Origin of the sequence: Nonomuraea solani, from assembly GCF_900108335.1 — a bacterium.
GTDB classification, from domain to species: Bacteria; Actinomycetota; Actinomycetes; order Streptosporangiales; family Streptosporangiaceae; genus Nonomuraea; species Nonomuraea solani.
In genome coordinates this window covers 12,501-32,494 of the sequence record NZ_FNVT01000024.1, presented here as the reverse complement: position 1 = coordinate 32,494, position 19,994 = coordinate 12,501, and the positions used below count along the sequence as shown (strand labels likewise).

Genomic DNA, 19,994 nt, shown 5'->3' with positions numbered 1-19,994 from the left:
TACAGTCGGCGTCTTGATCATCGGGAGGGCGGCGGGCATGCGGGTGACCATGGCGAGCGTCGCGAAGCGGGCCGGGCGCGCGAACGAAGACTTCACCGGCGCCGTACCGACGGCGGCGGTGCTGATCGACGGCGCCGGCATCCCCGGCACCGAAACGATCTGCCGCCACGGTGTGGCCTGGTACGCCGCCCGCCTGGGCGGCAGCCTCCTGTCGCTCGTGCACGACGGCAGCCTTCCCGAGGTGCTCGGCGAGGCCATCGGCCAGGTGACGGACGAGCACCGCGACACCTGCGACGTCGCCGATCCCATCAGCCCGTCGGCGATGGTGGCCATCCTGCGCCTGTCCGGCGGCCTCGCCGAGTATCTGGTGCTCGGCGACGCGTACGTCGTCCTCGACCGGCCGGCCGACACCCCACTCGTCGTCACCGACCCCCGCGAGGTGATCATCAGCCGCTCGTACCAGCCCGCCCTCGAAGCCGCCACCCAGGGCGGCGACGAATACCATCGGATCCTCCGCGACTTGCGCGCCAACCGGAACCGGCCGGGCGGCTTCTGGCTGGCCAAGGACGACCCGCGCGCGGCGGACGAGGCGATCACCGGAAGCCTCCCGACCTCCGAGCTCAACGGCGCCGCCCTGCTCAGCAACGGAGCCAGCCGCATCGTGGACCCCTTCCGGCTCGCCGGCTGGCCGGAGGTCCTGGCCGCGCTGGCGTCGAGCGGACCGGCCGAGATCCTCCGCCGCGTCCGCCAGGCGGAGGCACGCGACGCGGTGGCGCCCGACGACGCGACGATCACCCACTGCACCGACCTCGGCGGCTCTGACCTCTAAAATCACTGTCCGCGGACCGCACCCCGGACGTCACACCGGGTCGCCGCCCCATCCCTCGCGATCGTCACCGTCCTCGCCGAGAGCGGTGACCTGCTCACCGTCCGGGACGCGGCCCCCGGCGAGGCGGCTCGCGTTCTGGCCGTAGAGCGGACATGGGCGGACGCCGGCGATAACCCGGTTGCGCGGCGCGATCGCCGCAGGTGATGATCGCGGGATGGTTTCGTCACCTCCCGATGGCCGCGCCGGCATCGACGCCGCCCTGGTCGAACGCCTCATCGCCGCCCAGTTCCCGCAGTGGAGCGGGCTGCCCGTGACGCCGGTGGAGATCGACGGCTGGGACAACCGGACCTACCGCCTGGGCGACGACATGACGGTCCGGCTGCCCACCGCCGCCGGCTACGTCCCCGCCGTTGACAAGGAACACCGCTGGCTGCCCCGGCTGGCGCCGTCGCTGCCGGTCGCCGTTCCGGTGATCCTGGGTGCGGGCGTTCCCGGTGAGGGCTATCCCTTCCCCTGGTCGGTACGCGGCTGGATCGAGGGCGAGATGGCGGCCCGCGCGCGCATCGACGACACGGAGCAGTTCGCGATCTCGGTCGCGGAGTTCCTGCTCGCCCTGCAGCGCTGCGACGCCACCGGCGGCCCGCCTGGCGGCGAACACTCCTTCTACCGGGGAGCGTCGCCGGCCCACTACGACGACGAGACCCGGCGCTGCCTGGCCGAGCTCCAGGGACGGGTCGACACCGAGCGGGCCGCGGCCGTCTGGGACGCCGCCCTGGCCGCCGAGTGGCGCGGGGAGCCCGTCTGGTTCCACGGCGACATCGCCCCCGGCAACCTGCTCGTCGCGGACGGCAAGCTGGTGGCCGTCATCGACTTCGGCACCTCGGGCGTCGGCGATCCGGCCTGCGACCTGGTGATCGCCTGGACGACGTTCTCGGGCGGCGGCCGGGAGGCGTTCCGGCGCACGATCGGCCAGGACGACGGCACCTGGGCGAGGGCCAGGGGATGGGCGTTGTGGAAGGCCCTGCTGGTGCTGTCCGGATGCGTCGACACCGATCAGGAACTGGCCGACGCCAACCGGCGGGTGATCGAGGAGGTTCTGTCCGACCTGCCCGCCTCAGCGGGTTGATTCGCGGATTTCCAGCTTGAAGGGCGCGACGTACTGGCCGGCCGGGCGCAGAGGAGTGTGAATCCGGTCGGCCACCAGCTCGACGGCCTTCGCGGCCATCCACCCGTGGTCCGGCGCCACCGTGGACAGCGAGGGCACCATGAACTTCGCCCCCGGGATGTCGTCGAAACCGATGAGCCGGACGTCGTCCGGAACCCGGAGGCCGCGGTCGGCGAGGCCGCGGAGCACCCCCTGGGCAACGGTGTCGGTCACCGCGACCACCCCGTCGACCGGCCGGTCGCGGTCGGCGATCCGCTGCGCCGCGTCCCAGCCCGCCTCCATGCTCATGTCGGCGAGGGCGAAGTGCAGCGCCGGGTCGTGGCCGAGCCCTCGTTCGGCCAGCGCGGCGAGATAGCCCTCGTGGCGGCGCGTCACCATGTTGACGCCTTCGAGCCCGCCGGTGACGATCGCGATCCGGCTGCACCCCTGGTCCACGAGGTGCGCGGTCGCCGCTTTCGTGCCCTCCTCGTTGGGCATGGCGACGTGGTCGAAGCGGCCGCCGAAGTCCTGCTCGCCGAGCATCACGATGGGGTAGTCGGCGTCGGTCAGGTCGTCGCGGCGGTTGAGCTCGACCGCGCTGAGGATCAGGCCGTCGAACTGCAGCGTACGCGAATGGGCGATCGCGTCGGCCTCCCCGGTCGCGGCCGCGCCGGTCTCTTCGATCGCGACGTGAAAACCGCGCTGCCCGGCCTCGTCGATCACGTGGGAGGCGAGATGGCCGAAGTAGGGGCTGTCGATGTCGGGTACGGCGAGCCCGATCACGCCGGTCCGCCCGGATCGGAGGGTCCGGGCGGAGACGTTGACGCGGTAGCCCGACTGCCGGATGGCCTCCATGACGCGGCGCCGGACCGGCTCGCTGACGCCGGCCCGGTTGTTGACGACGTTGGAGACCGTCATCTTCGACACGCCGGCGAGCCGGGCGACGTCGCTCATGGTCACCACGTTCTGGTCCTCAGCTCGGATCCACGTATCCGGGCGAGCTTATCGCGGTTCCTCCGGCGTCAACGGTGCCGCGCTCGGTCATGCGAGACGCCCTGCCACGGTGACGAACGAGTGGGCGGGCAGGTGAACGCGCAGGCCGCCGGCGGTGGCGGTGACCTGGTCATGGGTCCGGGGTGCGACGGCGGCCGGGGTGGCGGGGGTGTTGTGGTCCTGGAGGGCGCCGGCGGTGAGGATGCGGGCGTGGACGTCGGTCACGGCGCCGCCGCGCAGGTCCAGCTCGATGTCGGCCGGTTCGTCGATGTCGAGGTTGGACAGCGAGACCAGCACCTCGCCGTTCTTGCGGCTGGCCGACAGCGACACGGTCTTGAGGGTGTCGCGGGCGGGGACGCCGGTGGGCAGGTCGACGCGCAGGGAGGCGGCGTCCTGGTGGCCCTTGTTCATCTCGAACACGTGGTAGGTGGGGGTGAGGACCAGGGCACCGGTGTCGGGGTCGGTGAGGATCATAGCCTGCAGTACGTTGACGGTCTGGGCGATGTTGGCCATCACCAGGCGGTCGGCGTGGCGGTGGAAGATGTCGAAGTGCAGGCTCGCGACCAGGGCGTCGCGGAGGGTGTTCTGCTGGTAGAGGAAGCCGGGGTTGGTGCCCGGCTCGACGTTCCACCAGGTGCCCCACTCGTCCAGCACCAGGCCGACGGTCTTGCCGGGGTCGTAGCAGTCCATCACGTTGGCGTGGCCGGTGATCAGCTCGTCCACGCGCGCGGCCTGGGCCAGGGTGGCGTAGTAGTCGTCGGGGCCGAAGCGGGTGGCGTCGCCCTTGTTCTGCCAGGTGCCGGGGATGGTGTAGTAGTGGAACGACAGGGCCTGCATGAACGCGGCGGGCCGGTTGGCGCACCCGAGTTCGCCGAGCATCTTCATGAGGGTCTCGGTCCAGGCGTAGTCGGCGGAGTTGGCGCCGGCGGCGATCCGGTAGAGCTTGTTGTCGCCGTGGTTCCGGCTGTAGGTGCCGAACCGGCGGGCCTCGGCGGCATACTGCTCGGCGGTCATGTTCCCGCCGCAGCCCCACGCCTCGTTGCCCAGCCCCCAGAACCGCACCTGCCACGGCTGGTCGCGGCCGTTGGCCTTGCGCAGCCGCACCATCGGCGAGTCGCCCTCGCGGGTGAGGTATTCGACCCAGTCGCTCATCTCCTTGACGGTGCCCGAGCCGACGTTGCCGCTGATGTACGGCTCCGCGCCGAGCAGCTCGCACAGGGCCAGGAACTCGTGTGTGCCGAAGTGGTTGTTCTCCTCGACATTGCCCCAATGGGTGTTGACCATCGACGGCCGCTCCACCTTGGGGCCGATGCCGTCCATCCAGTGGTACTCATCGGCGAAGCAGCCCCCCGGCCAGCGCAGATTCGGGATGTTCAGCGCCCGCAGCGCCTCGACCACGTCCAGCCGGATGCCGCCCTCGTTCGGCACCTCGCTGTCCTCACCCACGTAGAACCCGCCGTAGACGCACCGGCCCAGATGTTCGGCGAAGTGCCCGTACAGATGCCGGTTGATCACCGCACCCTCGACGTCGACATTGATGATGGCGGGGACGACGATGTTGCTCATCAATGAATACCTTTGATCGTTGTATGTATCGATAAAGTGAGGGTACTTTATCGATACATACAACCCTGTCAAGAGCCGAGCTCAGGCAGGCCGCCGTCGGTGACGCGGCGGCCGGGCGATGCCGTCAGAGGGCGTCGCCAAGATCTGCTCACCGTGCGGGCCCCATGCTGTCACGAGCCTCGGACGCGTCAGCCCGCGGCGGAGTCGCGGGTGCGGCCGTGGGCGTCGTGCGGGAGGTCGGCGTAGTGCCACTGGTGGTCGCGGGCGTGCCGGCACGCGGCCTCCAGGTCCCCGCCTTCCAGAGCGGCCAGCAGGTCGGCGTGGTCGCGGACGATGTCGTGCAGGTCGACCTCGGTGGCGACCATCGTGACCGACGTCCGCGCCTCGATCTGCAGGCCCTCCCAGGTGAGCTTGAGCAGGTCGTTGTGCGCGGCCTCGACGACGCGCCGGTGGAAGGACACGCTGGCGCGCGCCGACGCCTCCCCGTCACCGCTCTCGGCGGCGGCCCGCATCGCCTCGACGTCCGCCCGCATGGCCTCCACCGGTACGGTCCCGGCCAGTAGCGCGAGCCGGGTGGCCGTCTCCTCCAGCGCCGCCCGTACGACGTAGCTCTCGCGCAGGGTCTCCTGGACGAACGGCCGCACGAAGGTGCCGCGGCGCGGCTGGGTCTCCACCAGCCGCATGGCCTCCAGCTCGCGGAGCGCCTCGCGTACGGGTGCCTGGCTCGTGCCGTAGGTCGCCGCGAGCCGCGTCTCCACCAGCCGCTCGCCCGGCCCGAAGTGGCCGGAGACGATGCTGGCGACCAGCGAGTCGCGGATCTGCCGCGCGAGCGTGAGGCGCGGCAGTTTGGCGGGCTCTTCGGTCATGAGGCGGATTCTACCGATTATCGATTGTCCTGCCGGGTCTCTTGACGCCTGTTTGTCGATAATCAATTATCGATAATGATCCGCCAAGGAGGCCCGCACATGGTCATCTCCACCGTGCACGTGCCCGAGTCAACCGATGCCGCGATCGCCTGCCTGGCAGGCGGCGGCTGGATCATGGGCGGCGGCACGGTCGTGATGCCGCTGGTCAACAGCGGTACCGCGCCCGTGACCGAGCTGGTCAGCCTGCGCCGGGCAGGGCTGGACACCATCGAAATACGTGACGGCGTGGCCAGGATCGGCGCGGCGGCCACGCTCACCGCCGTCGGCGAGCATCCGCGGCTCGCGTTCCTGCGTCCGGCGCTGCGGACGATCGCCTCCCCGACCATCCGCAACCAGGCCACCGTGGGCGGCAACCTGTTCGTCGCCCAGCCGTACGGCGACCTGGCCGTCTGCCTGCTCGCCCTCGACGCGACCTGCGAGGTCGCCGGGCCGGACGGCCGCCGCGACGCACCGGTGGCCGGCGTGCTGGCGGCCGGGGTCGCCGCGGGCGAGGTCGTCGTGGCGGTACGGGTCGCGCTGCCCGAGCCGGGAACCTGGCACTACCACAAGGCCATGCGCCGCCGCCTGAACTCGGCCGCGATCGTGACCGTAGCCTCCGTCACCCACGTCGACGACGACCGGGTCGCCGCCACCAGGATCGCGCTGGGCGGCGTCGCGTCACGCCCAGTGCGCGCGGTGTCGGCGGAGCGCCTGCTCCAGGGCCGGCCGTTGACCCACGACGTCCTCACCGAGGCGGGCGAGGCGGCCCGCGACGACATCGACCCCTTCGACGACGCCTACACCAGCGCCTGGTACCGGGCGCGGGTCCTGCCCGTGCACCTGCGCCGGGCCTTCCTTCCCTGAGAGGTGGACCGTGCCGTCACAGATCGTCTCCCTCGTCGTCAACGGCGAAGAACGCGAGTTCATCGCCGCGCCGGGCGCCACCCTGCTTGCGAGCCTGCGCGAGGCGCTCGGGCTCACCGCGGCCAAGCGGGGCTGCGCGCAGGGCGCGTGCGGCACCTGTACCGTCCTGGTCGACGGCCGGCCCGAGGTCTCCTGCCTGGTCGCGGTGGAGACCGTCGCGGGCCACTCGATCCGCACGCTGGAAGGGGTCGCCGCCGGCGGTGAGCTGGACGAGGTGCAGAGCGCCTTCGTCGACTGCTTCGCCACCCAGTGCGGCTTCTGCACGGCCGGCATGATCATGGTCGCCGAGGAGTTGCTCGACCGGAACCCCGATCCGAGCGAGGACGACGTCATCGAGGCGATCTCGGGCAACGTCTGCCGGTGCACCGGCTACCGGCCCATCGTGATCGCCATCCTGGAGGCGGCCAGGCGACGGGCGGTGCGGCGATGACGTACCGGCTGGCTCCCATCGACACCGGCACGTTCGCCGAGGAGAAGGACGGCGGCGACCTCACCGTCATCGGCTCGGTGGTGCAGCGCTCCGACGCCCGCGGGCACGTCACCGGGCGTACCGAGTTCTTCGAGGACGTCGCCCCGCCACGGCTCGCCCACCTGAAGATGCACCGCTCCGCCCGGCACCACGCCAGGATCCTCGACGTCGACCTGACCGAGGCCCTGGCCGTGCCCCGCGTCCTGCGGATCCTCACCCACGCCGACATCCCGAACAACGTCTTCACCCCGCTCAAGCTGATCGGCGTCGGGCCGGACGACGAGCCCATCCTGGCCGTGGACAAGGTGCGCTACCTCGGCGAGCCGATCTGCGCCGTGGTCGCCGAGACCGAGGCGGCCGCGCTGGAGGGCGCGGCCCGGATCAAGGTCACGTACGAGGACCTGGAGCCGGTCTTCGACGTCGAGGAGGCGCTCAAGGAGGGCGCGCCGCTGGTCAACGAGTACCACGGCCAGAACCACTTCATCTACGAGGGCCACCACTGCCGGCGGATCCGGTTCGGCGATGTGGAGGCGGCGTTCGCGCGGGCCGACCACGTCTTCGAGTGGCGCTACCAGTCGGCGCCGATCGAGCAGGCCCCCGTCGAGACCACCGGCTGCGTCGTCGTCCCGCAGGCCGACGGGCGGCTGCGCATCCACTCCGACACCCAGGCGTGCTTCTTCACCCTGGACAACACCGCCCTGATCCTGGAGACGCCGTTCAACAAGCTGCGCATCGTCGGCGGTACGGTCGGCGGCGGCTTCGGCGGCAAGGTGGACGTGATGGTCGAGCCGGTCGCGTGCGTGGCCGCGATGCTCACCGACCGCCCGGTCAAGTTCGTCTACGACCGGGCCGAGGAGATGCAGGTCTCGTCGCCGCGCGCCGCCGAGCGCATCTACATCAAGGACGCGGTCATGAACGACGGCCGCGTCATCGGCCGCAAGGTCACCCTGTACGTCGACGCCGGCGCCTACTCCCGCCACAGCCCGTACGGCACCACGAAGGCCGCCGCGCACCTGCCCGGCCCGTACGCGATCCCGAACGTGTGGGCCGACTGCCACTGCGTGTTCACCAATCGCACCCCGTCCAGCGCCATGCGCGGCTTCGGCGTGACCATCGCCGACTTCGCGCTGGAGTCACAGATGGACCAGATCGCCCGCGCGCTGGACCTGGACCCGCTCCGGCTGCGCCTGATCAACGCCTACCGCGACGGTGACGTCAAGGCCCACCGCAAGGTCGCCGAGGGCACGGCCCTGGTCGAGGTGATCCAGAAGGCGGCGGAGATGTCCGGGCACGAGCTGCCCGAGGCGTACCGCCGGATGTCCTCCACGACCCGAGAGGGGCTGTGACGATGGCGAAGCTGCGCGGGCGCGGGTACGCCTCGGTGAACTACCCGACCGGCATGAACCTGGGCGGCGACCCCTCGCAGGCGCTGATCCACGCCACGACGACGGGCACGTTCGTGATCACGCTGTCCTCGGTCGATCTGGGCCAGGGCATCAAGACGATCGCCGCCCAGTGCGCCGCGGAGACGCTCGGCCTGCCGATGGAGAACGTGCTCGTCGACACCGCCGACACCGACACCGGCCCGCACTGCATGGGCACCTTCGCCAGCCGCGGCACCCACCGCGTCGGCAACGCCGTCATCATGGCCGCGGCCGAGGCGCGCGCCGTGATGCTGGAGGTCGCCGCCGAGGAGCTGGAGGTCGACGCCGGCGATCTGGAGACCGACGGCACCGGCTTCATCAAGCTCAAAGGCTCGGACGAGAAACGCGTCCACATCACCGACCTGGCGCTGGCCGCGCACTTCAAGCACGGGCGGACGATCTCCGGCCGCGGCATCTACCTCAAGGAGCCGAACGCGCCGGTGCCCGAGACGGGGGAGATGGACCCCGACTCCTGCCAGGCGCACGCGTGCACGGCCGCCGTCGTCGAGGTGGACGACGAGACCGGGGTGGTCGAGGTGCTGGAGCTGTACAACGCCTACGAGATCGGCCGGGCGCTCAACCCGGCCATGGCGACGCAGCAGGTCGAGGGCGGGGCCTGGATGGGCGTGTCGCACGCCCTGTTCGAGACCACCGAGCCCTATTACCCGGTCCGCGACCATGGGCCGCGCGACTTCGCCGGCTACCTGATGCCCGGACCCGCCGACATTCCGGTTCAGCACAGCCTGTTCCTGGAGCGCCCGGCCGCGAACGGGCCGTACGGCGCGAAAGGGATCGGCGAGATGACGGCGAACGCACCGATCCCGGCCATCGCCAACGCGATCTTCGACGCCTGCGGAGTGCGCCTGACGTCGATGCCCTTCACCCCCGAACGCGTCCTGCGAGGGCTGGACGCCCTGAAGACGGAGGAACCATGCTGAAAGTCGTCTCGCTGCTCAAGCGTGCCGAGGGCCTGTCCCACGAGGAGTTCGCGAAGTGGGTGGTGGAGGAGCACGTCGAGTTCGCCAGGAAGCTGCCCGGCCTGCGGAAGTACACGGTCAGCGTGACCAACGGCGACGGCGGGGCGTACGACTCGGTGAACGAGCTGTACTTCGACGACGAGGACGCCCGCGCCGCCGCGTTCGGCTCCGAGCACGGCAAGGCCGCGGCGGCCGACGCCGCCGCGCACACCTCCCAGCGCGTCCACCTGCTGACCACCGAGCACGCGCAGTTGTGACCCTCGACCCCGGCCGGCTGGCCGTGGCGCTGGAGGGGAAGGGGTACTTCGCGGACGAGGGGCTGTGCACGGCCATCCACCTGGCGCTGCGGCTGGGCCGGCCGCTGCTGCTGGAGGGCGAGCCCGGCGTCGGCAAGACCGAGGTCGCCTCCGTGCTGTCGCGCGTCACCGGCCTGGACCTGATCCGCCTGCAGTGCTTCGAGGGACTGGACTCCGGCCAGGCCCTGTACGAGTGGGACTATCCCAAGCAGCTCCTCCAAGTCCGGGTGGCGGAGAGCCGTGGCCAGGACGTCGGCGACCTGTACCGGGAGGAGTTCCTGCTGCGGCGGCCGCTGCTGCGCGCCGTACAGTCCGAGCGGGGCGTGGTGCTGCTGATCGACGAGATCGACCGGGCCGACAGCGAGTTCGAGGCGTTCCTGCTGGAGTTCCTGGGCGACTTCCAGATCACGATCCCGGAGCTGGGCACGGTACGGGCGCGTACGCCGCCGATCGTGGTGCTGACCTCCAACCGCACCCGCGAACTCCACGACGCGCTCAAACGGCGCTGCCTCTACCACTGGATCGCCTTTCCCGAGCCCGGCCGGGAGCGGGCGATCCTGCGGGCGGCGGTTCCCGGGATGGAGGAGCGGGCGGCGGAGGGGCTGGTACGGGCGGTGCAGCGGGTACGCCGGTTGCCGCTGCTCAAGCGGCCCGGCATCGCCGAGTCGGTGGAGTGGGGGCGCGGCGCGATGGCGCTCGCCGAGGGCGGCAGCCCGTGGCCGGTGGCGCTGCGCCGGGCGCTCGGCCTGCTGATCAAGGACGAGGAGGACACCCGGCTGCTCCTGGCCCACGCGGAGGAGATCTTCGACGATGCCTGACCCTCCTAGGCTCGCGGCGGACCATTTGTGGGGATTTTTGAGCGCGCTGCGCGATGCCGGCGTGCCCGCCGCGCCCACCAAGCGAGCCGACCTGCTGCGCACGATCGCCGACTCCCCTCCACCTGGCCTGACCGCCCTGTACTGGTACGCCCGGATCACCCTGCTCCAGGACGTGGGCGATCTGCCCGCCTTCGACCGCGTCTTCGACGCCTGGTTCCGGCAGGGCGGCCCCGGCCCCGCCGACCCGCCGCTCGAAGCGGACGAGGGCGCCGCGCCGTCCCCCGGCGGCCCCGGCGACGACGACCCGCCGCCCCAGGAGGCACGGCCGGGCGACGGCATCGAGGCCGGCACGCTGAGCACGTACGGCACCCGCGACTTCGGCCGCACCGGCGAGCACCGGGCCGCGTACATGCGCGCACTCGAAGCCGCCTGGCCCGCCGTGCTGCCCGCGGTCCCGTCCCGGCGGCGGCGCCCGGCCCGGTCGGGGGACCGGCTGGACGTGCGGGACGCGTGGCGGCGAGCCCTCCGCCAGCACGGGGAGATCATCGAGCTGCGCCACCTCGCCCGCCCGCCGCGCCCGCGCCGCCTGCTGATCCTCATCGACGTCTCCGGCTCGCTCCGGCAGCACACCCCGGAGCTGCTCCGCGCCGCGCACACCGCGCTGCGCGCGGCGCCGGCCCGTACCGAGGTGTTCACCTTCGGCACCCGGCTCACCCGGATCACCGCCGCGCTCGCGCACCCGCACGCCGACCAGGCCCTGCGCGCCGTGTCGAGGCTGGTCACCGACGCCGACGGCGGTACGGCGATCGGCGCCGCCCTGGAACACTTCCTGGGCAACCCGCGCTTCGTGGCGCTCGCCCGCGGCGCCCTCGTGATCGTGCTCTCCGACGGGCTCGAACGCGGCGACCACGTCCCCATGGTGCGTGCCACGGCCCGCCTGTCGCGGCTCGGCCACCGGCTCGTCTGGTGGTCCCCGCTCGCCTGTTCGCCGGCCTATCGCCCCGTCACGCGTGCCATGGCCGCCCAGCTCCCGAGCCTCGACCACCTCGGCGGCGTCCGGGATCTGCGCACCGCGCTGGAGGAGGTACGCCGCCTCCCCGCCGTCCTGTCCGGCCCCCGCCACCTCGCGGCGAGACGCTGGTCCACCCCGCGACCCCAGGGAACGACGCCATGACCGATGCCCCTGCCGAAATCGTCGACGCGCACCACCACATCTGGCGCGCCGCCGACCTGCCCTGGCTGCGGGGGGAGATGGTGCCGCGTATCTTCGGCCCGTACGAGCCGATCCGCCGTGACTATCTCGCGCCCGAGTACGTCGCGGAGGCCACCGCCGCCGGCATCGCCTCGGCCGTCTACGTCCAGGCCAACTGGCCGCTCGACCGCAGCGTGGACGAGGTGCGCTGGCTGCGCGACGTACACGCCGAGACCGGCTGGCCCACCGCCGTGGTGGGCTCGGCCGACCTGTTCGACGAGGGCGCGGCCGGCGTCATGCGCCGCCAGGCCGCCGTCACCCCGCTCGTCCGCGGCACCCGCCTGCAACTGCACTGGCACGAGCGGCCGGAGTTCCGCTTCGCCGCCGCCCCCGACCGGATGAAGGACCCCGTCTTCCGGCGCAACATCGCCGCGCTCGCCGACCTCGGCTGGCTGTTCGAGCTGCAGGTGTTCCCCGCGCAGATGGCCGACGCCGCGGCCCTGGTGTCCGACTTCCCCGACGTCACCTTCGTGCTCGTCCACGCCGGAATGCCGGTGGACTCGGACCCCGGGACCGTCGCCGAGTGGACCCACGGCCTGCGCCTCCTGGCCGAACGGCCCAACGTCGTGGTGAAGCTGACCGGTCAGGGCACCTTCGTGCACCGCGTGGACCGGCCGCTGATCGACAGGGTGGCGGCCACCTGCCTGGAGCTGTTCGGCTCCGGCCGCTGCATGTGGGGCAGCAACTTCCCGATCGAGAAACTCTGGACCGACCTGGCCACCCTTGTCACCACCTGGCAGGACGCGCTCTCCGGCCGATCCGAACGCGAGATCCGGGACGTCTTCGCCGCCACGGCCACCCGGGTCTATCGCTTGTGACCGTTCCGGCGGCGTCTATCGGCTTGAGCGAATTCACCATCAATTGCACTCGCGTGGGGGCGGTGTTCAGCTGGGACTACTGGGAGCGGCACGGCCGCGCGATGGAGCACGCGCAGTATCGACTGCGCGTCCCGGTCACCGATGAACCCGCCCAGGTCCAGGCCGATCGCATCCTGACGGCTCTCAAGACCGACGACCCGCGCGCGAGCGCCGAAAAGCACGGCGGCCATACGACCGAAGTCGCCTGCGATTCGTGAACCGGACCGACCGGCCACGCGCCTGCCCTACCCGGGCTCCTCGGATGAGGTGCTCATGCGCGCGAAGGCGTCCGGTGTGACGATGGGGATGCCGTAGGCGCGAGCCTTGCGCGCCTTGCCGGACATCGTGTCGGGATCGGCGGCGACCAGCAGCCGGACACGTTTGGTGACGCCGGTGTGGGCGACGTAGCCGGCCTGGCGCGCTCGCTCCTCCCACGTCTCACGTCCGCCCTCCATCTCTCCGGTGAACACGACGAGATCGCCCGGCCGGAGGCGGAAACCGCCAGGAGCCGCCAAGTGCTGAGGTGCCACGGCCGTCGCCGGCGCGGTTTCGACCGCTGTGGATGGAAGATCGAGCAGAGCGGCGACGAGGTCGAGCTCGTGGCGTTCGGCGGGTGTGACGATGCCGTCCGCCTTGGCCGCGTGGGCCGGCGCGTTCAGGTACTCGTGGTGCAGGCCGACGGCGTCGGCGCGGCTCAGGTCGAGCCGGGCGGCCAGGGCGATCAGCGCGCCGGCTTCGGTGGCGGAGATGTGGTGATCGAGAAGCACCTGATCGAGCAGGGCGAAATAGGGGTCCGCCCGGACGGTGTCGGAGGCGCGAGGCAGCCGATCCAGGAGCCGGGCGAGAAAATGGGTGTCGCGGGCTGCGAGATCGGGTATCGACACGCCTGCCTGAGCGAACTCGTACTCGAGGAAACCGAGGTCGAAGCCGAAGTTGTGCGCCACGGGCACGCGGCCCCGAAGCCGGTCGCCGAGCTGTCCGGCGATGTCCTTCCATCGCCCTTTCACGGCTCGTCCGGAACATCGTCCGGTTGAGCTGTGAAGTTCCACCCGCGTACGCAATGTGATGGGTTCGTAACGAAACGGCGCGACGCGCGGCGGCGTAGGATCGGCTGAGCGCGGTGGGTGAGCGGTCGGTGGTCGTCGGGACGAATGCCGGCGTCATCCGGACCGGCGACGATTCCACCGTTCATCCGGTCACCCCTTTTCCGCCCCTTCGTTCGCCCCGCGTACGAAGTACCGCTGGAACACCACGAACACCACGGCAACCGGTACGGTCGCCAGCACCGCCGCCCCCAGCTTGAGCGGATACTGGGTGCCCTTGCCCAGCGACCCGCTCACCAGGTCGGCCAGCCCGCGCGGCAGCGTGAACAGCGACGGGTCCTGGACCGCGACCAGGCTGTGCGGGAACTCGTTCCAGGTGCCCTGGAAGGAGATGATGGTGAGGGTGATCAGCGCGGGCCGGGCCATCGGCAGCACCACGGACCAGAAGGTGCGGAAGATGCCGGCCCCGTCCACCCGCGCGGCCTCCTCCACGGTGCGCGGGATCGACTCGAAGAACTGCTTCATGATGAACACCCCGGCCGCGTCCGCGATCACCGGCAGGATGAGGGCGGTGTAGCTGTCGTACAGGCCGAGCTGGTTCAGCACCAGGAACTTCGGGATGAACAGCACCACGCCGGGCACCGCCATGATGGCCACGATCGCCGCGAACAGCGCCCGCCGCCCGCCGAAGCGCAGCCGGGCCAGGGCGTAGCCGGCCATGGAGTCCACCAGCACCCGCAGCACCGTCACGATGACCGTCACCAGCACCGAGTTGCCCAGCCACAGCGGCAGGTCGGTGCCGGCGAACACCTTCGCGTACCCGTCCAGGGTGGCGGGGTCCGGGATGGGCGACAGAGGGTGGGCCGCCGCGTCCGGCTCGGTCTTGAAGGAGGTGGCGATCTGGATGACGAACGGGTACAGGAACACCAGCGCGAAGAAGACCAGGATGAAGTAGCCGGCGAACGTCGAGGCCAGCGTGCGCGGTTCGCGGCGGCTCATGCCGGACGCCTCTCTCTCATGACCCACCGCTGGACCAGGGTGAGCAGCACGATGATGGCGAACAGCACGAACGAGATGGCCGTGCCGGAGCCGTACTCGAAGTTGCGGAAAGCGGTCTGGTACGACAGGAACGCCGGGGTGAGCGTGGTCTTGGCCGGGTTGCCCTGACTCATCACGTAGACCTGGTCGAAGACCTGCCACGTCGCGATCAGCCCGAGCGTCAGCACCAGGAACATGGTCGGCCGCAGCAGCGGCAGCGTCACATGGCGGAACACGTTCCACCGCCCGGCCCCGTCCAGCATGGCCGCCTCCTCCAGCGACACCGGCACGTCCTGCAGCGCCGCCAGGAACATGAGCATGAACGTCCCCGACGTGGTCCACACGACGAGCATGATGATCGTCGTCATCGCGACGCTGGGCCCGGACAGCCACTCCCACCACGACAGCCCGAACGGCCCGCCGCTCGTCAGCGCGTCCGGCGGGGTGGCCGGATCGACCAGCCCCACCGCGCCCATCGCCAGATGCAGCACGCCCCGCGAGTCCGCGAACCACTGCGGCCCGTCCACGCCGAACAGCGCCAGCAGGCCGTTGACCGCCCCCGAGTTGGCGAACACGAACAGGAACACCACGCTGATGGCCACCGAACTGGTCACCGAAGGGAAGAAGAACGCCGCGCGGAAGAACGCCTTCCCCTTCAGCAGCCGGGCGTTGACGATCAGGGCGAGGCCCAGGGCCAGCACCGTCTGTACAGGCACCACGATGGCCACGTAGTAGACGTTGTTGCGCACGCTGGTCATGAAGTCCTGCCGGGCCAGCCCGTCCTCGGTGAACAGGCGGGTGTAGTTGTCGACTCCCACGAAGGGGACGCCGGCCCGGAACGGGCTGCCCTGCCCGTTCCAGTCCGTCAGGCTCACCCACATGGCCATGAGGATCGGCGCCAGCATGAACAACCCGAGGATCACCACGACCGGCGCCACGAACAGCCACCCGGCCAGGACCTCCCGCGCGGCACCGGGCCTGCGGGCGGTCATGACGTGCCGAGCGCGGCCCGGGTGTTCTTCTGCACCCGCTGCAGCAGCGCCTTCGGCGCCTGCGAGGTCAGCTTCTGCAGGCCGGTGTCGAAGTCGGCCAGGACGCTGTCCATCTTGGGCGCGTTGACGGGACCCTGGGCGTATTCGGCGCCGTTGACGAAGGGCGCGTCGGCCGGGAACTCGGCGGTGTAGGCGCTCTTGGCCGACTCCCGCGACGGCATGACACCGAACGCCTTGGCGAAGGCCAGCTGCTGGTCGGCCTTGACCATCGCCTCGACGAACGCGATCGCCTGCTCCTTGTACGGGCTCTTGGCCGAGATTCCCCAGCACGTGGTGAACGACAGCGTGCCCTTGCCCTTGGGGCCGGCGGGCAGCTCGTACGCGGTGTACTTGACGTCGGGGAAGTCCGCCTTGAGCGCGCCCTTGATCCAGTTGCCCTCGATCGTCATGGCGACCTTGCCCTTGCCGAACGCCTCTCCGGCCCAGCCCGCGTCGAGCTGACTCGGGTAGCGGGCCAGCTCGTCGTCCAGCAGCGTCCGCACGTACTCGAGCGCCGCCACGTTCTGCGGGCTGTCGGCGGTGGCCTGCTTGCCGTCGGGGCTGGTGATCCAGCCGCCGGACTGCACCATGAACGCGCCGATGCGGTCGCGGGTGTCGCCCAGCGCCAGCGGCGTGACGCCCTTCGCCTTGAGCTTCTCGCTCACCGACGTGAGCTGCTCCCACGTGGCCGGCACGTCGGCGTCGGTCAGTCCGGCCTTCGACCACAGGTCCTGGTTGACGATCAGGGCCAGGGTGGAGAAGTCCTTGGGCGCGCAGTAGAACTTCCCGTTGTAGGTGAACGCCGTGCGCAGGGTCGGATAGAAGTCGTCCGGCCGGCTGATCTTGTCCGCGTACGGTTCGAGCGCGCCCACACTGGCGTAGTCGGCGAAGCGCACGGCGTCCACGTAGAAGACGTCCGGCGGATCGTCGCCTGCGAACGCCTGGCCGAGCTGCTGCTGCAGCTCCTGGGCCGGGGTCACGGTCGCCGTGGCGCCGGTCGCGGAGGCCCATGTCTGGGCCGCCTGCTTGACGGCTGCGGTCTCGGCCTCGCCGGAGGAGCCGATGAGGATCTCCAGCTTGGCGGGCCCGGCGGTCTGCTGGGCGGACTGGGCGGGGGCGTCCTCGAAGCCCTTGCCGCAGCCGGCGGCCAGGAGCATGGAGACGCAGACGAGGCCGCCCAGCGCGGCGGCCCTGCGGGTTCTCATCATCGTGGGGTCCTGTTCTCGCGTGGGGCGGGAGGTCATCCCGACCGCCTGACCATCAGGGACGGCTGCAGGAGCACGTGCTCTTCAGCTGGGGATTCGGAGTCGTCGAGGGCGCGGGCCAGCAGGGTGACACAGGCGGCCGCGGCCTCGGCCAGCGGCTGGCGCACGCTGGTCAGGCCGACCGCCCGGGCGACGGGCGTGTCGTCGAAACCGGTCACGGCGAGGGAGCCGGCCGCGTTGAGGGAGCCGGCCGCGTTGAGGGCGCCGAGCGCCAGCGAGTCGCTCGCGCACACCAGCGCCGTGACGCCGGGATCGGCGGCGAGCAGGTCGCGGGCGGCGTGCCCGCCGTTCTCGATGCCGTCCTCGACGGCCCTGCTCAGCGCGTCGGCCGGCAGTTCCTGCTCGGCGATCGCGCGCGCCCAGCCGGCGCGCCGGTCGTCGCCCACGCCGGAGCCGGGCGGCCAGCCGATGAAGCCGATCCGCCGGTGCCCGGCGGCCAGCAGGTGGCGGGTGGCCGCCTCGGTGCCCGCGGCGCCGTCCACGTCCACCCACGGGTGGCGCGCGTCCGGCAGCTCACTCCACGGACGGCCGAACGCCACGAACGGCAGCCGCCGCCGCAGCAGCCACGACGCGCGGATGTCGTCGTGGTGGGTGGCCGTCAGCACGAACGCGTCCGGCTCGAACGAGCCGAGCAGCTCCTCGAACGTCGCGATCTCGGTACGGTCGTCGGCGGCCGTGTAGAGCATGACCCGGTACCCGCCCCTGGCCGCCGTCTCGGTCAGCCCGTGCAGGAACGTGTCCAGCACCGTCCCGCTGATCCCGTCGCCGCCGGGGTCGCCCGGGTCGATGCGGATGGCGATGAGGCGGGAACGCCCGGTTCGCATCTGGCGGGCGGCCTGGCTGGCGCGGTAACCGAGGCGTTCGATGACCTCCAGGACGTGGCGGCGGGTCTCCTCGCGGACGACCTCGGGGCTGTTGAGCGCGTTCGACACGGTCTGCCGTGACACGCCCGCCGCCCGCGCCACATCAATGATGGTCACCTTTTCGGCCATGAAGCGCCCTTCGTAGGGGTTGAACGTTCAAAGTGTCGTAAGGCAGGATTAGATCGTTCAAAACGCACGGAGTGTTACGAAAGATGCACCGTCGCAACGTTCCTGTCAAGGGGGAGTCCTAGTGCTACAGCCGTTGCTGCACGATCTCGTCAGTACGGTCATGGCGCCCGCCAGCGCGCTCAGCGGCGCCGACGGGCAGATCCGCCAGTCCGGCGTTCAGGGGCTCTTCCGCGCCGACCGCCGCGTGCTGTCGCTGGCCAGGCTCCTGATCGACGAGCACGAACCCGAGGCCGCCGGGCACGCCGCGGCGGGGGCGGGGCGGTCGAGGTTCGTCTCCCTGGCCCGCCGGCTCGGTGACCGCGGCACCGCCGATCCCACGGTCCGCGTGACCCGGGTGCGTGAGCTGACCCCGTACGGGATGGAGGAGAGCGTGGAGATCGTCTCCACCGCCTCCGTGCCCGTGAACGCCACCGTCACCATCGAGCTGGCCTGCGACTTCGCCCCCATCGAAGCGGTCAAGTCGGGGCGGGCCACCGGGGTCGCCGTGGCGGCCGATCCGTCCGGTGAGGGACGGCTGAGCTGGCGCTCCGAACGTATCCGCGTCACCGTCACCGCCCCCGGCGCGCAGGTCCTGACCGGCAAGAGCCCCCGCCTGAGCTGGGAGATCGCGCTGCCGCCGCGCGGGCGTACGACGCTGACCTGGGCGCTCGCCGTGGACGACCCGGCCGCCGTGGTGGTGCCGGCCACCGGGCCGCTCGAATGGAGCGCGCCGCGCGTCCAGGCGGACGACCGGCGTATCACCAGGCTGCTCGACCGGTCCCTGGCCGACCTGCGCTCGCTGCGCCTGGCCGAGCCGGGCGCGCCCGGCGACACCTTCCTCGGCGCGGGCGTGCCGTGGTTCCTGACGTTGTTCGGGCGCGACAGCCTCTGGGCCGCCCGCATGCTGCTGCCCCTGGGCACCCGGCTGGCCGCGAGCACCCTGCGCGTGCTCGCCCGCCACCAGGGCACCCGCCTGGACCCGGAGACCGGCGAGGCGCCCGGCAAGATCATGCACGAGCTGCGGCGCGAGGCGTTCCCGCTCGGCGAGGAGGACCGGCGCCTGCCCGCCGCCTACTACGGCACCATCGACGCCACCCCCCTCTGGATCAGCCTCCTGCACGACGCCTGGCGCTGGGGCCTGCCCGCCGCCGAGGTCGAGCCGCTGCTGCCGCACCTGGAGGCGGCCCTCGGCTGGCTCGCCGACCACGCCGACCCCGACTGCGACGGGTTCGTCGAGTACATCGACGCCGGTGGCCGTGGCCTGGCCAACCAGGGCTGGAAGGACTCCGGCGACGCGGTGCGCTTCCACGACGGCCGCCTGGCCGCGCCACCGATCGCGCTGGCCGAGGTGCAGGGCTACGCCTGCCGGGCCGCCCTCGACGCCGCCGCCCTCCTCGACGCCTTCGACCGGCCGGGCGCCGATCGCTGGCGCGCGTACGCCGAGACGATGGCCACCCGCTTCCGCGCCGCGTTCTGGGTGGACGGCCCCCAGGGGCCCTTCCCGGCCCTCGCCCTCGACCGCGACAAGCGCCCGGTCGACTCGCTCACCAGCAACATCGGCCACCTCCTCGGCACCGGGCTGCTCTCGGCGGAGGAGTCCGCCCGGATCGCGTCCCTGCTCGCCGGGCCGGACCTGGCGGAGGGCTTCGGGCTGCGGACGATGTCGGCCGATGCGGACGGGTTCAGCCCGATGTCGTACCACTGCGGCTCCATCTGGCCGCACGACACCGCCATCGTGATCGCGGGCCTGGCGCGCGAGGGCTTCGGCGCGGAGGCCGCCGTCCTCGCCGACGGCCTCCTCGCCGCGGCGGAATCCTTCGGTTACCGCCTTCCCGAGCTGTACGCGGGTGACGCCCAGGACGAGGTGATCCGCCCGGTCGCGTACCCGGCCGCCTGCCGCCCGCAGGCATGGTCGGCCGCCGCCGCCGTCACCATCGCCCACGCCGCCCTCGGCCTCTACCCCGACGTCCCCTCCGGCCAGGCGACCCTCCGCCCGCTGCCCGGCGCCCCGCTCGGCGCGCTCGGGTTCGGCGGGCTGAAGGTGGGCGAAAGCGACGTCGAGGTGACCGTCTCCGGCGACGGCACCGCCACGGTCACGGGGCTTCCCGGCGGCCTACGCCTCCATCGTTGAC

General features: G+C 71.5%; 20 protein-coding genes. 12 read left to right on the top strand and 8 right to left on the bottom strand.

What is annotated here, in order from left to right; translation table 11 throughout:
- Nucleotides 1-13: 13 nt before the first annotated feature.
- On the top strand, nt 14-829 hold the full coding sequence (locus C4V41_RS50215) for an integrase (protein ID WP_200824790.1): 816 nt from the start codon (nt 14-16) through the stop codon (nt 827-829).
- Between the two features lie 214 nt (nt 830-1,043).
- Nucleotides 1,044-1,955, top strand: coding sequence for an aminoglycoside phosphotransferase family protein (locus tag C4V41_RS50210; RefSeq protein ID WP_103963169.1), 912 nt, complete (start codon nt 1,044-1,046; stop codon nt 1,953-1,955).
- Here the strand turns inward: C4V41_RS50210 and C4V41_RS50205 are convergent.
- The 3 genes from C4V41_RS50205 to C4V41_RS50195 all read right to left on the bottom strand — a co-directional run bounded on the left by C4V41_RS50205 (nt 1,944) and on the right by C4V41_RS50195 (nt 5,398).
- Entirely contained in the window at nt 1,944-2,927 is a 984-nt protein-coding gene (locus tag C4V41_RS50205) for a LacI family DNA-binding transcriptional regulator (RefSeq protein ID WP_103963267.1), read from the bottom strand. The genes C4V41_RS50210 and C4V41_RS50205 overlap by 12 nt on opposite strands.
- Before the next feature lie 87 nt (nt 2,928-3,014).
- A complete protein-coding gene (locus C4V41_RS65650) occupies nt 3,015-4,532 on the bottom strand; it encodes an alpha-N-arabinofuranosidase (protein ID WP_103963168.1) in 1,518 nt (505 codons plus the stop codon).
- Nucleotides 4,533-4,720: 188 nt separating this feature from the next.
- Nucleotides 4,721-5,398, bottom strand: a complete 678-nt coding sequence (locus C4V41_RS50195) for a GntR family transcriptional regulator (protein ID WP_103963167.1) — start codon at nt 5,396-5,398, stop codon at nt 4,721-4,723.
- A 99-nt stretch (nt 5,399-5,497) separates the two neighbouring features.
- Here C4V41_RS50195 and C4V41_RS50190 point away from each other — a divergent pair, with 99 nt between their 5' ends.
- Genes C4V41_RS50190 through C4V41_RS50150 form a run of 9 tightly spaced genes read left to right on the top strand, consistent with a single transcriptional unit; the run spans nt 5,498 to nt 12,672 of the window.
- Nucleotides 5,498-6,301: an FAD binding domain-containing protein gene (locus C4V41_RS50190; RefSeq protein WP_160150670.1), complete on the top strand. Its 804-nt coding sequence runs from the start codon at nt 5,498-5,500 to the stop codon at nt 6,299-6,301.
- Nucleotides 6,302-6,311: 10 nt separating this feature from the next.
- Nucleotides 6,312-6,791: a (2Fe-2S)-binding protein gene (locus C4V41_RS50185; RefSeq protein ID WP_103963165.1), complete on the top strand. Its 480-nt coding sequence runs from the start codon at nt 6,312-6,314 to the stop codon at nt 6,789-6,791.
- The gene (locus tag C4V41_RS65645) at nt 6,788-8,176 is read left to right on the top strand and encodes a xanthine dehydrogenase family protein molybdopterin-binding subunit (RefSeq protein ID WP_103963164.1); all 1,389 of its coding nucleotides are present in this window, start codon (nt 6,788-6,790) and stop codon (nt 8,174-8,176) included. Before C4V41_RS50185 ends, C4V41_RS65645 begins: the two co-directional genes overlap by 4 nt.
- A 2-nt stretch (nt 8,177-8,178) precedes the next feature.
- The gene (locus C4V41_RS65640) at nt 8,179-9,192 is read left to right on the top strand and encodes a xanthine dehydrogenase family protein molybdopterin-binding subunit (protein WP_103963163.1); all 1,014 of its coding nucleotides are present in this window, start codon (nt 8,179-8,181) and stop codon (nt 9,190-9,192) included.
- A complete protein-coding gene (locus C4V41_RS50170) occupies nt 9,186-9,488 on the top strand; it encodes an EthD family reductase (protein WP_103963162.1) in 303 nt (100 codons plus the stop codon). Before C4V41_RS65640 ends, C4V41_RS50170 begins: the two co-directional genes overlap by 7 nt.
- Nucleotides 9,485-10,345 carry an AAA family ATPase gene (locus C4V41_RS50165; RefSeq protein ID WP_103963161.1) on the top strand — a complete coding sequence of 287 codons (861 nt, stop codon included), beginning with the start codon at nt 9,485-9,487 and terminating at the stop codon, nt 10,343-10,345. The genes C4V41_RS50170 and C4V41_RS50165 overlap by 4 nt, the downstream gene beginning before the upstream one ends.
- Nucleotides 10,338-11,519, top strand: coding sequence for a vWA domain-containing protein (locus C4V41_RS50160; RefSeq protein ID WP_103963160.1), 1,182 nt, complete (start codon nt 10,338-10,340; stop codon nt 11,517-11,519). The genes C4V41_RS50165 and C4V41_RS50160 overlap by 8 nt, the downstream gene beginning before the upstream one ends.
- Nucleotides 11,516-12,415, top strand: coding sequence for an amidohydrolase family protein (locus C4V41_RS50155; protein WP_103963159.1), 900 nt, complete (start codon nt 11,516-11,518; stop codon nt 12,413-12,415). The genes C4V41_RS50160 and C4V41_RS50155 overlap by 4 nt, the downstream gene beginning before the upstream one ends.
- Before the next feature lie 23 nt (nt 12,416-12,438).
- The gene (locus tag C4V41_RS50150; RefSeq protein WP_146104096.1) at nt 12,439-12,672 is read left to right on the top strand and encodes a hypothetical protein; all 234 of its coding nucleotides are present in this window, start codon (nt 12,439-12,441) and stop codon (nt 12,670-12,672) included.
- 27 nt (nt 12,673-12,699) lie between these two features.
- Here C4V41_RS50150 and C4V41_RS50145 read toward each other — a convergent pair whose 3' ends face one another.
- The 5 genes from C4V41_RS50145 to C4V41_RS50125 all read right to left on the bottom strand — a co-directional run bounded on the left by C4V41_RS50145 (nt 12,700) and on the right by C4V41_RS50125 (nt 17,811).
- The gene (locus C4V41_RS50145) at nt 12,700-13,461 is read right to left on the bottom strand and encodes a hypothetical protein (protein WP_103963157.1); all 762 of its coding nucleotides are present in this window, start codon (nt 13,459-13,461) and stop codon (nt 12,700-12,702) included.
- A 189-nt stretch (nt 13,462-13,650) separates the two neighbouring features.
- Nucleotides 13,651-14,496 carry a carbohydrate ABC transporter permease gene (locus C4V41_RS50140; RefSeq protein ID WP_103963156.1) on the bottom strand — a complete coding sequence of 282 codons (846 nt, stop codon included), beginning with the start codon at nt 14,494-14,496 and terminating at the stop codon, nt 13,651-13,653.
- Nucleotides 14,493-15,527, bottom strand: coding sequence for a carbohydrate ABC transporter permease (locus C4V41_RS50135; RefSeq protein WP_103963155.1), 1,035 nt, complete (start codon nt 15,525-15,527; stop codon nt 14,493-14,495). The genes C4V41_RS50140 and C4V41_RS50135 overlap by 4 nt, the downstream gene beginning before the upstream one ends.
- A complete protein-coding gene (locus C4V41_RS50130) occupies nt 15,524-16,774 on the bottom strand; it encodes a sugar ABC transporter substrate-binding protein (RefSeq protein ID WP_235030889.1) in 1,251 nt (416 codons plus the stop codon). The genes C4V41_RS50135 and C4V41_RS50130 overlap by 4 nt, the downstream gene beginning before the upstream one ends.
- Before the next feature lie 32 nt (nt 16,775-16,806).
- Nucleotides 16,807-17,811 carry a LacI family DNA-binding transcriptional regulator gene (locus C4V41_RS50125; protein WP_200824789.1) on the bottom strand — a complete coding sequence of 335 codons (1,005 nt, stop codon included), beginning with the start codon at nt 17,809-17,811 and terminating at the stop codon, nt 16,807-16,809.
- 133 nt (nt 17,812-17,944) lie between these two features.
- Between C4V41_RS50125 and C4V41_RS50120 the strand changes: the two genes are divergently transcribed.
- Nucleotides 17,945-19,993 carry an amylo-alpha-1,6-glucosidase gene (locus C4V41_RS50120; RefSeq protein WP_235030888.1) on the top strand — a complete coding sequence of 683 codons (2,049 nt, stop codon included), beginning with the start codon at nt 17,945-17,947 and terminating at the stop codon, nt 19,991-19,993.
- Nucleotide 19,994: the final 1 nt, after the last annotated feature.

Coding starts and splice junctions, on each gene's coding strand:
- C4V41_RS50210 (WP_103963169.1), top strand. CDS start 1,044: ATGGTTTCGTCACCTCCCGATGGCCGCGCCGGCATCGACGCCGCCCTG.
- C4V41_RS50205 (WP_103963267.1), bottom strand. CDS start 2,927: ATGAGCGACGTCGCCCGGCTCGCCGGCGTGTCGAAGATGACGGTCTCC.
- C4V41_RS50135 (WP_103963155.1), bottom strand. CDS start 15,527: ATGACCGCCCGCAGGCCCGGTGCCGCGCGGGAGGTCCTGGCCGGGTGG.
- C4V41_RS50140 (WP_103963156.1), bottom strand. CDS start 14,496: ATGAGCCGCCGCGAACCGCGCACGCTGGCCTCGACGTTCGCCGGCTAC.
- C4V41_RS50195 (WP_103963167.1), bottom strand. CDS start 5,398: ATGACCGAAGAGCCCGCCAAACTGCCGCGCCTCACGCTCGCGCGGCAG.
- C4V41_RS50170 (WP_103963162.1), top strand. CDS start 9,186: ATGCTGAAAGTCGTCTCGCTGCTCAAGCGTGCCGAGGGCCTGTCCCAC.
- C4V41_RS50190 (WP_160150670.1), top strand. CDS start 5,498: ATGGTCATCTCCACCGTGCACGTGCCCGAGTCAACCGATGCCGCGATC.
- C4V41_RS50130 (WP_235030889.1), bottom strand. CDS start 16,774: ATGATGAGAACCCGCAGGGCCGCCGCGCTGGGCGGCCTCGTCTGCGTC.
- C4V41_RS65650 (WP_103963168.1), bottom strand. CDS start 4,532: ATGAGCAACATCGTCGTCCCCGCCATCATCAATGTCGACGTCGAGGGT.
- C4V41_RS65640 (WP_103963163.1), top strand. CDS start 8,179: ATGGCGAAGCTGCGCGGGCGCGGGTACGCCTCGGTGAACTACCCGACC.
- C4V41_RS50160 (WP_103963160.1), top strand. CDS start 10,338: ATGCCTGACCCTCCTAGGCTCGCGGCGGACCATTTGTGGGGATTTTTG.
- C4V41_RS65645 (WP_103963164.1), top strand. CDS start 6,788: ATGACGTACCGGCTGGCTCCCATCGACACCGGCACGTTCGCCGAGGAG.
- C4V41_RS50155 (WP_103963159.1), top strand. CDS start 11,516: ATGACCGATGCCCCTGCCGAAATCGTCGACGCGCACCACCACATCTGG.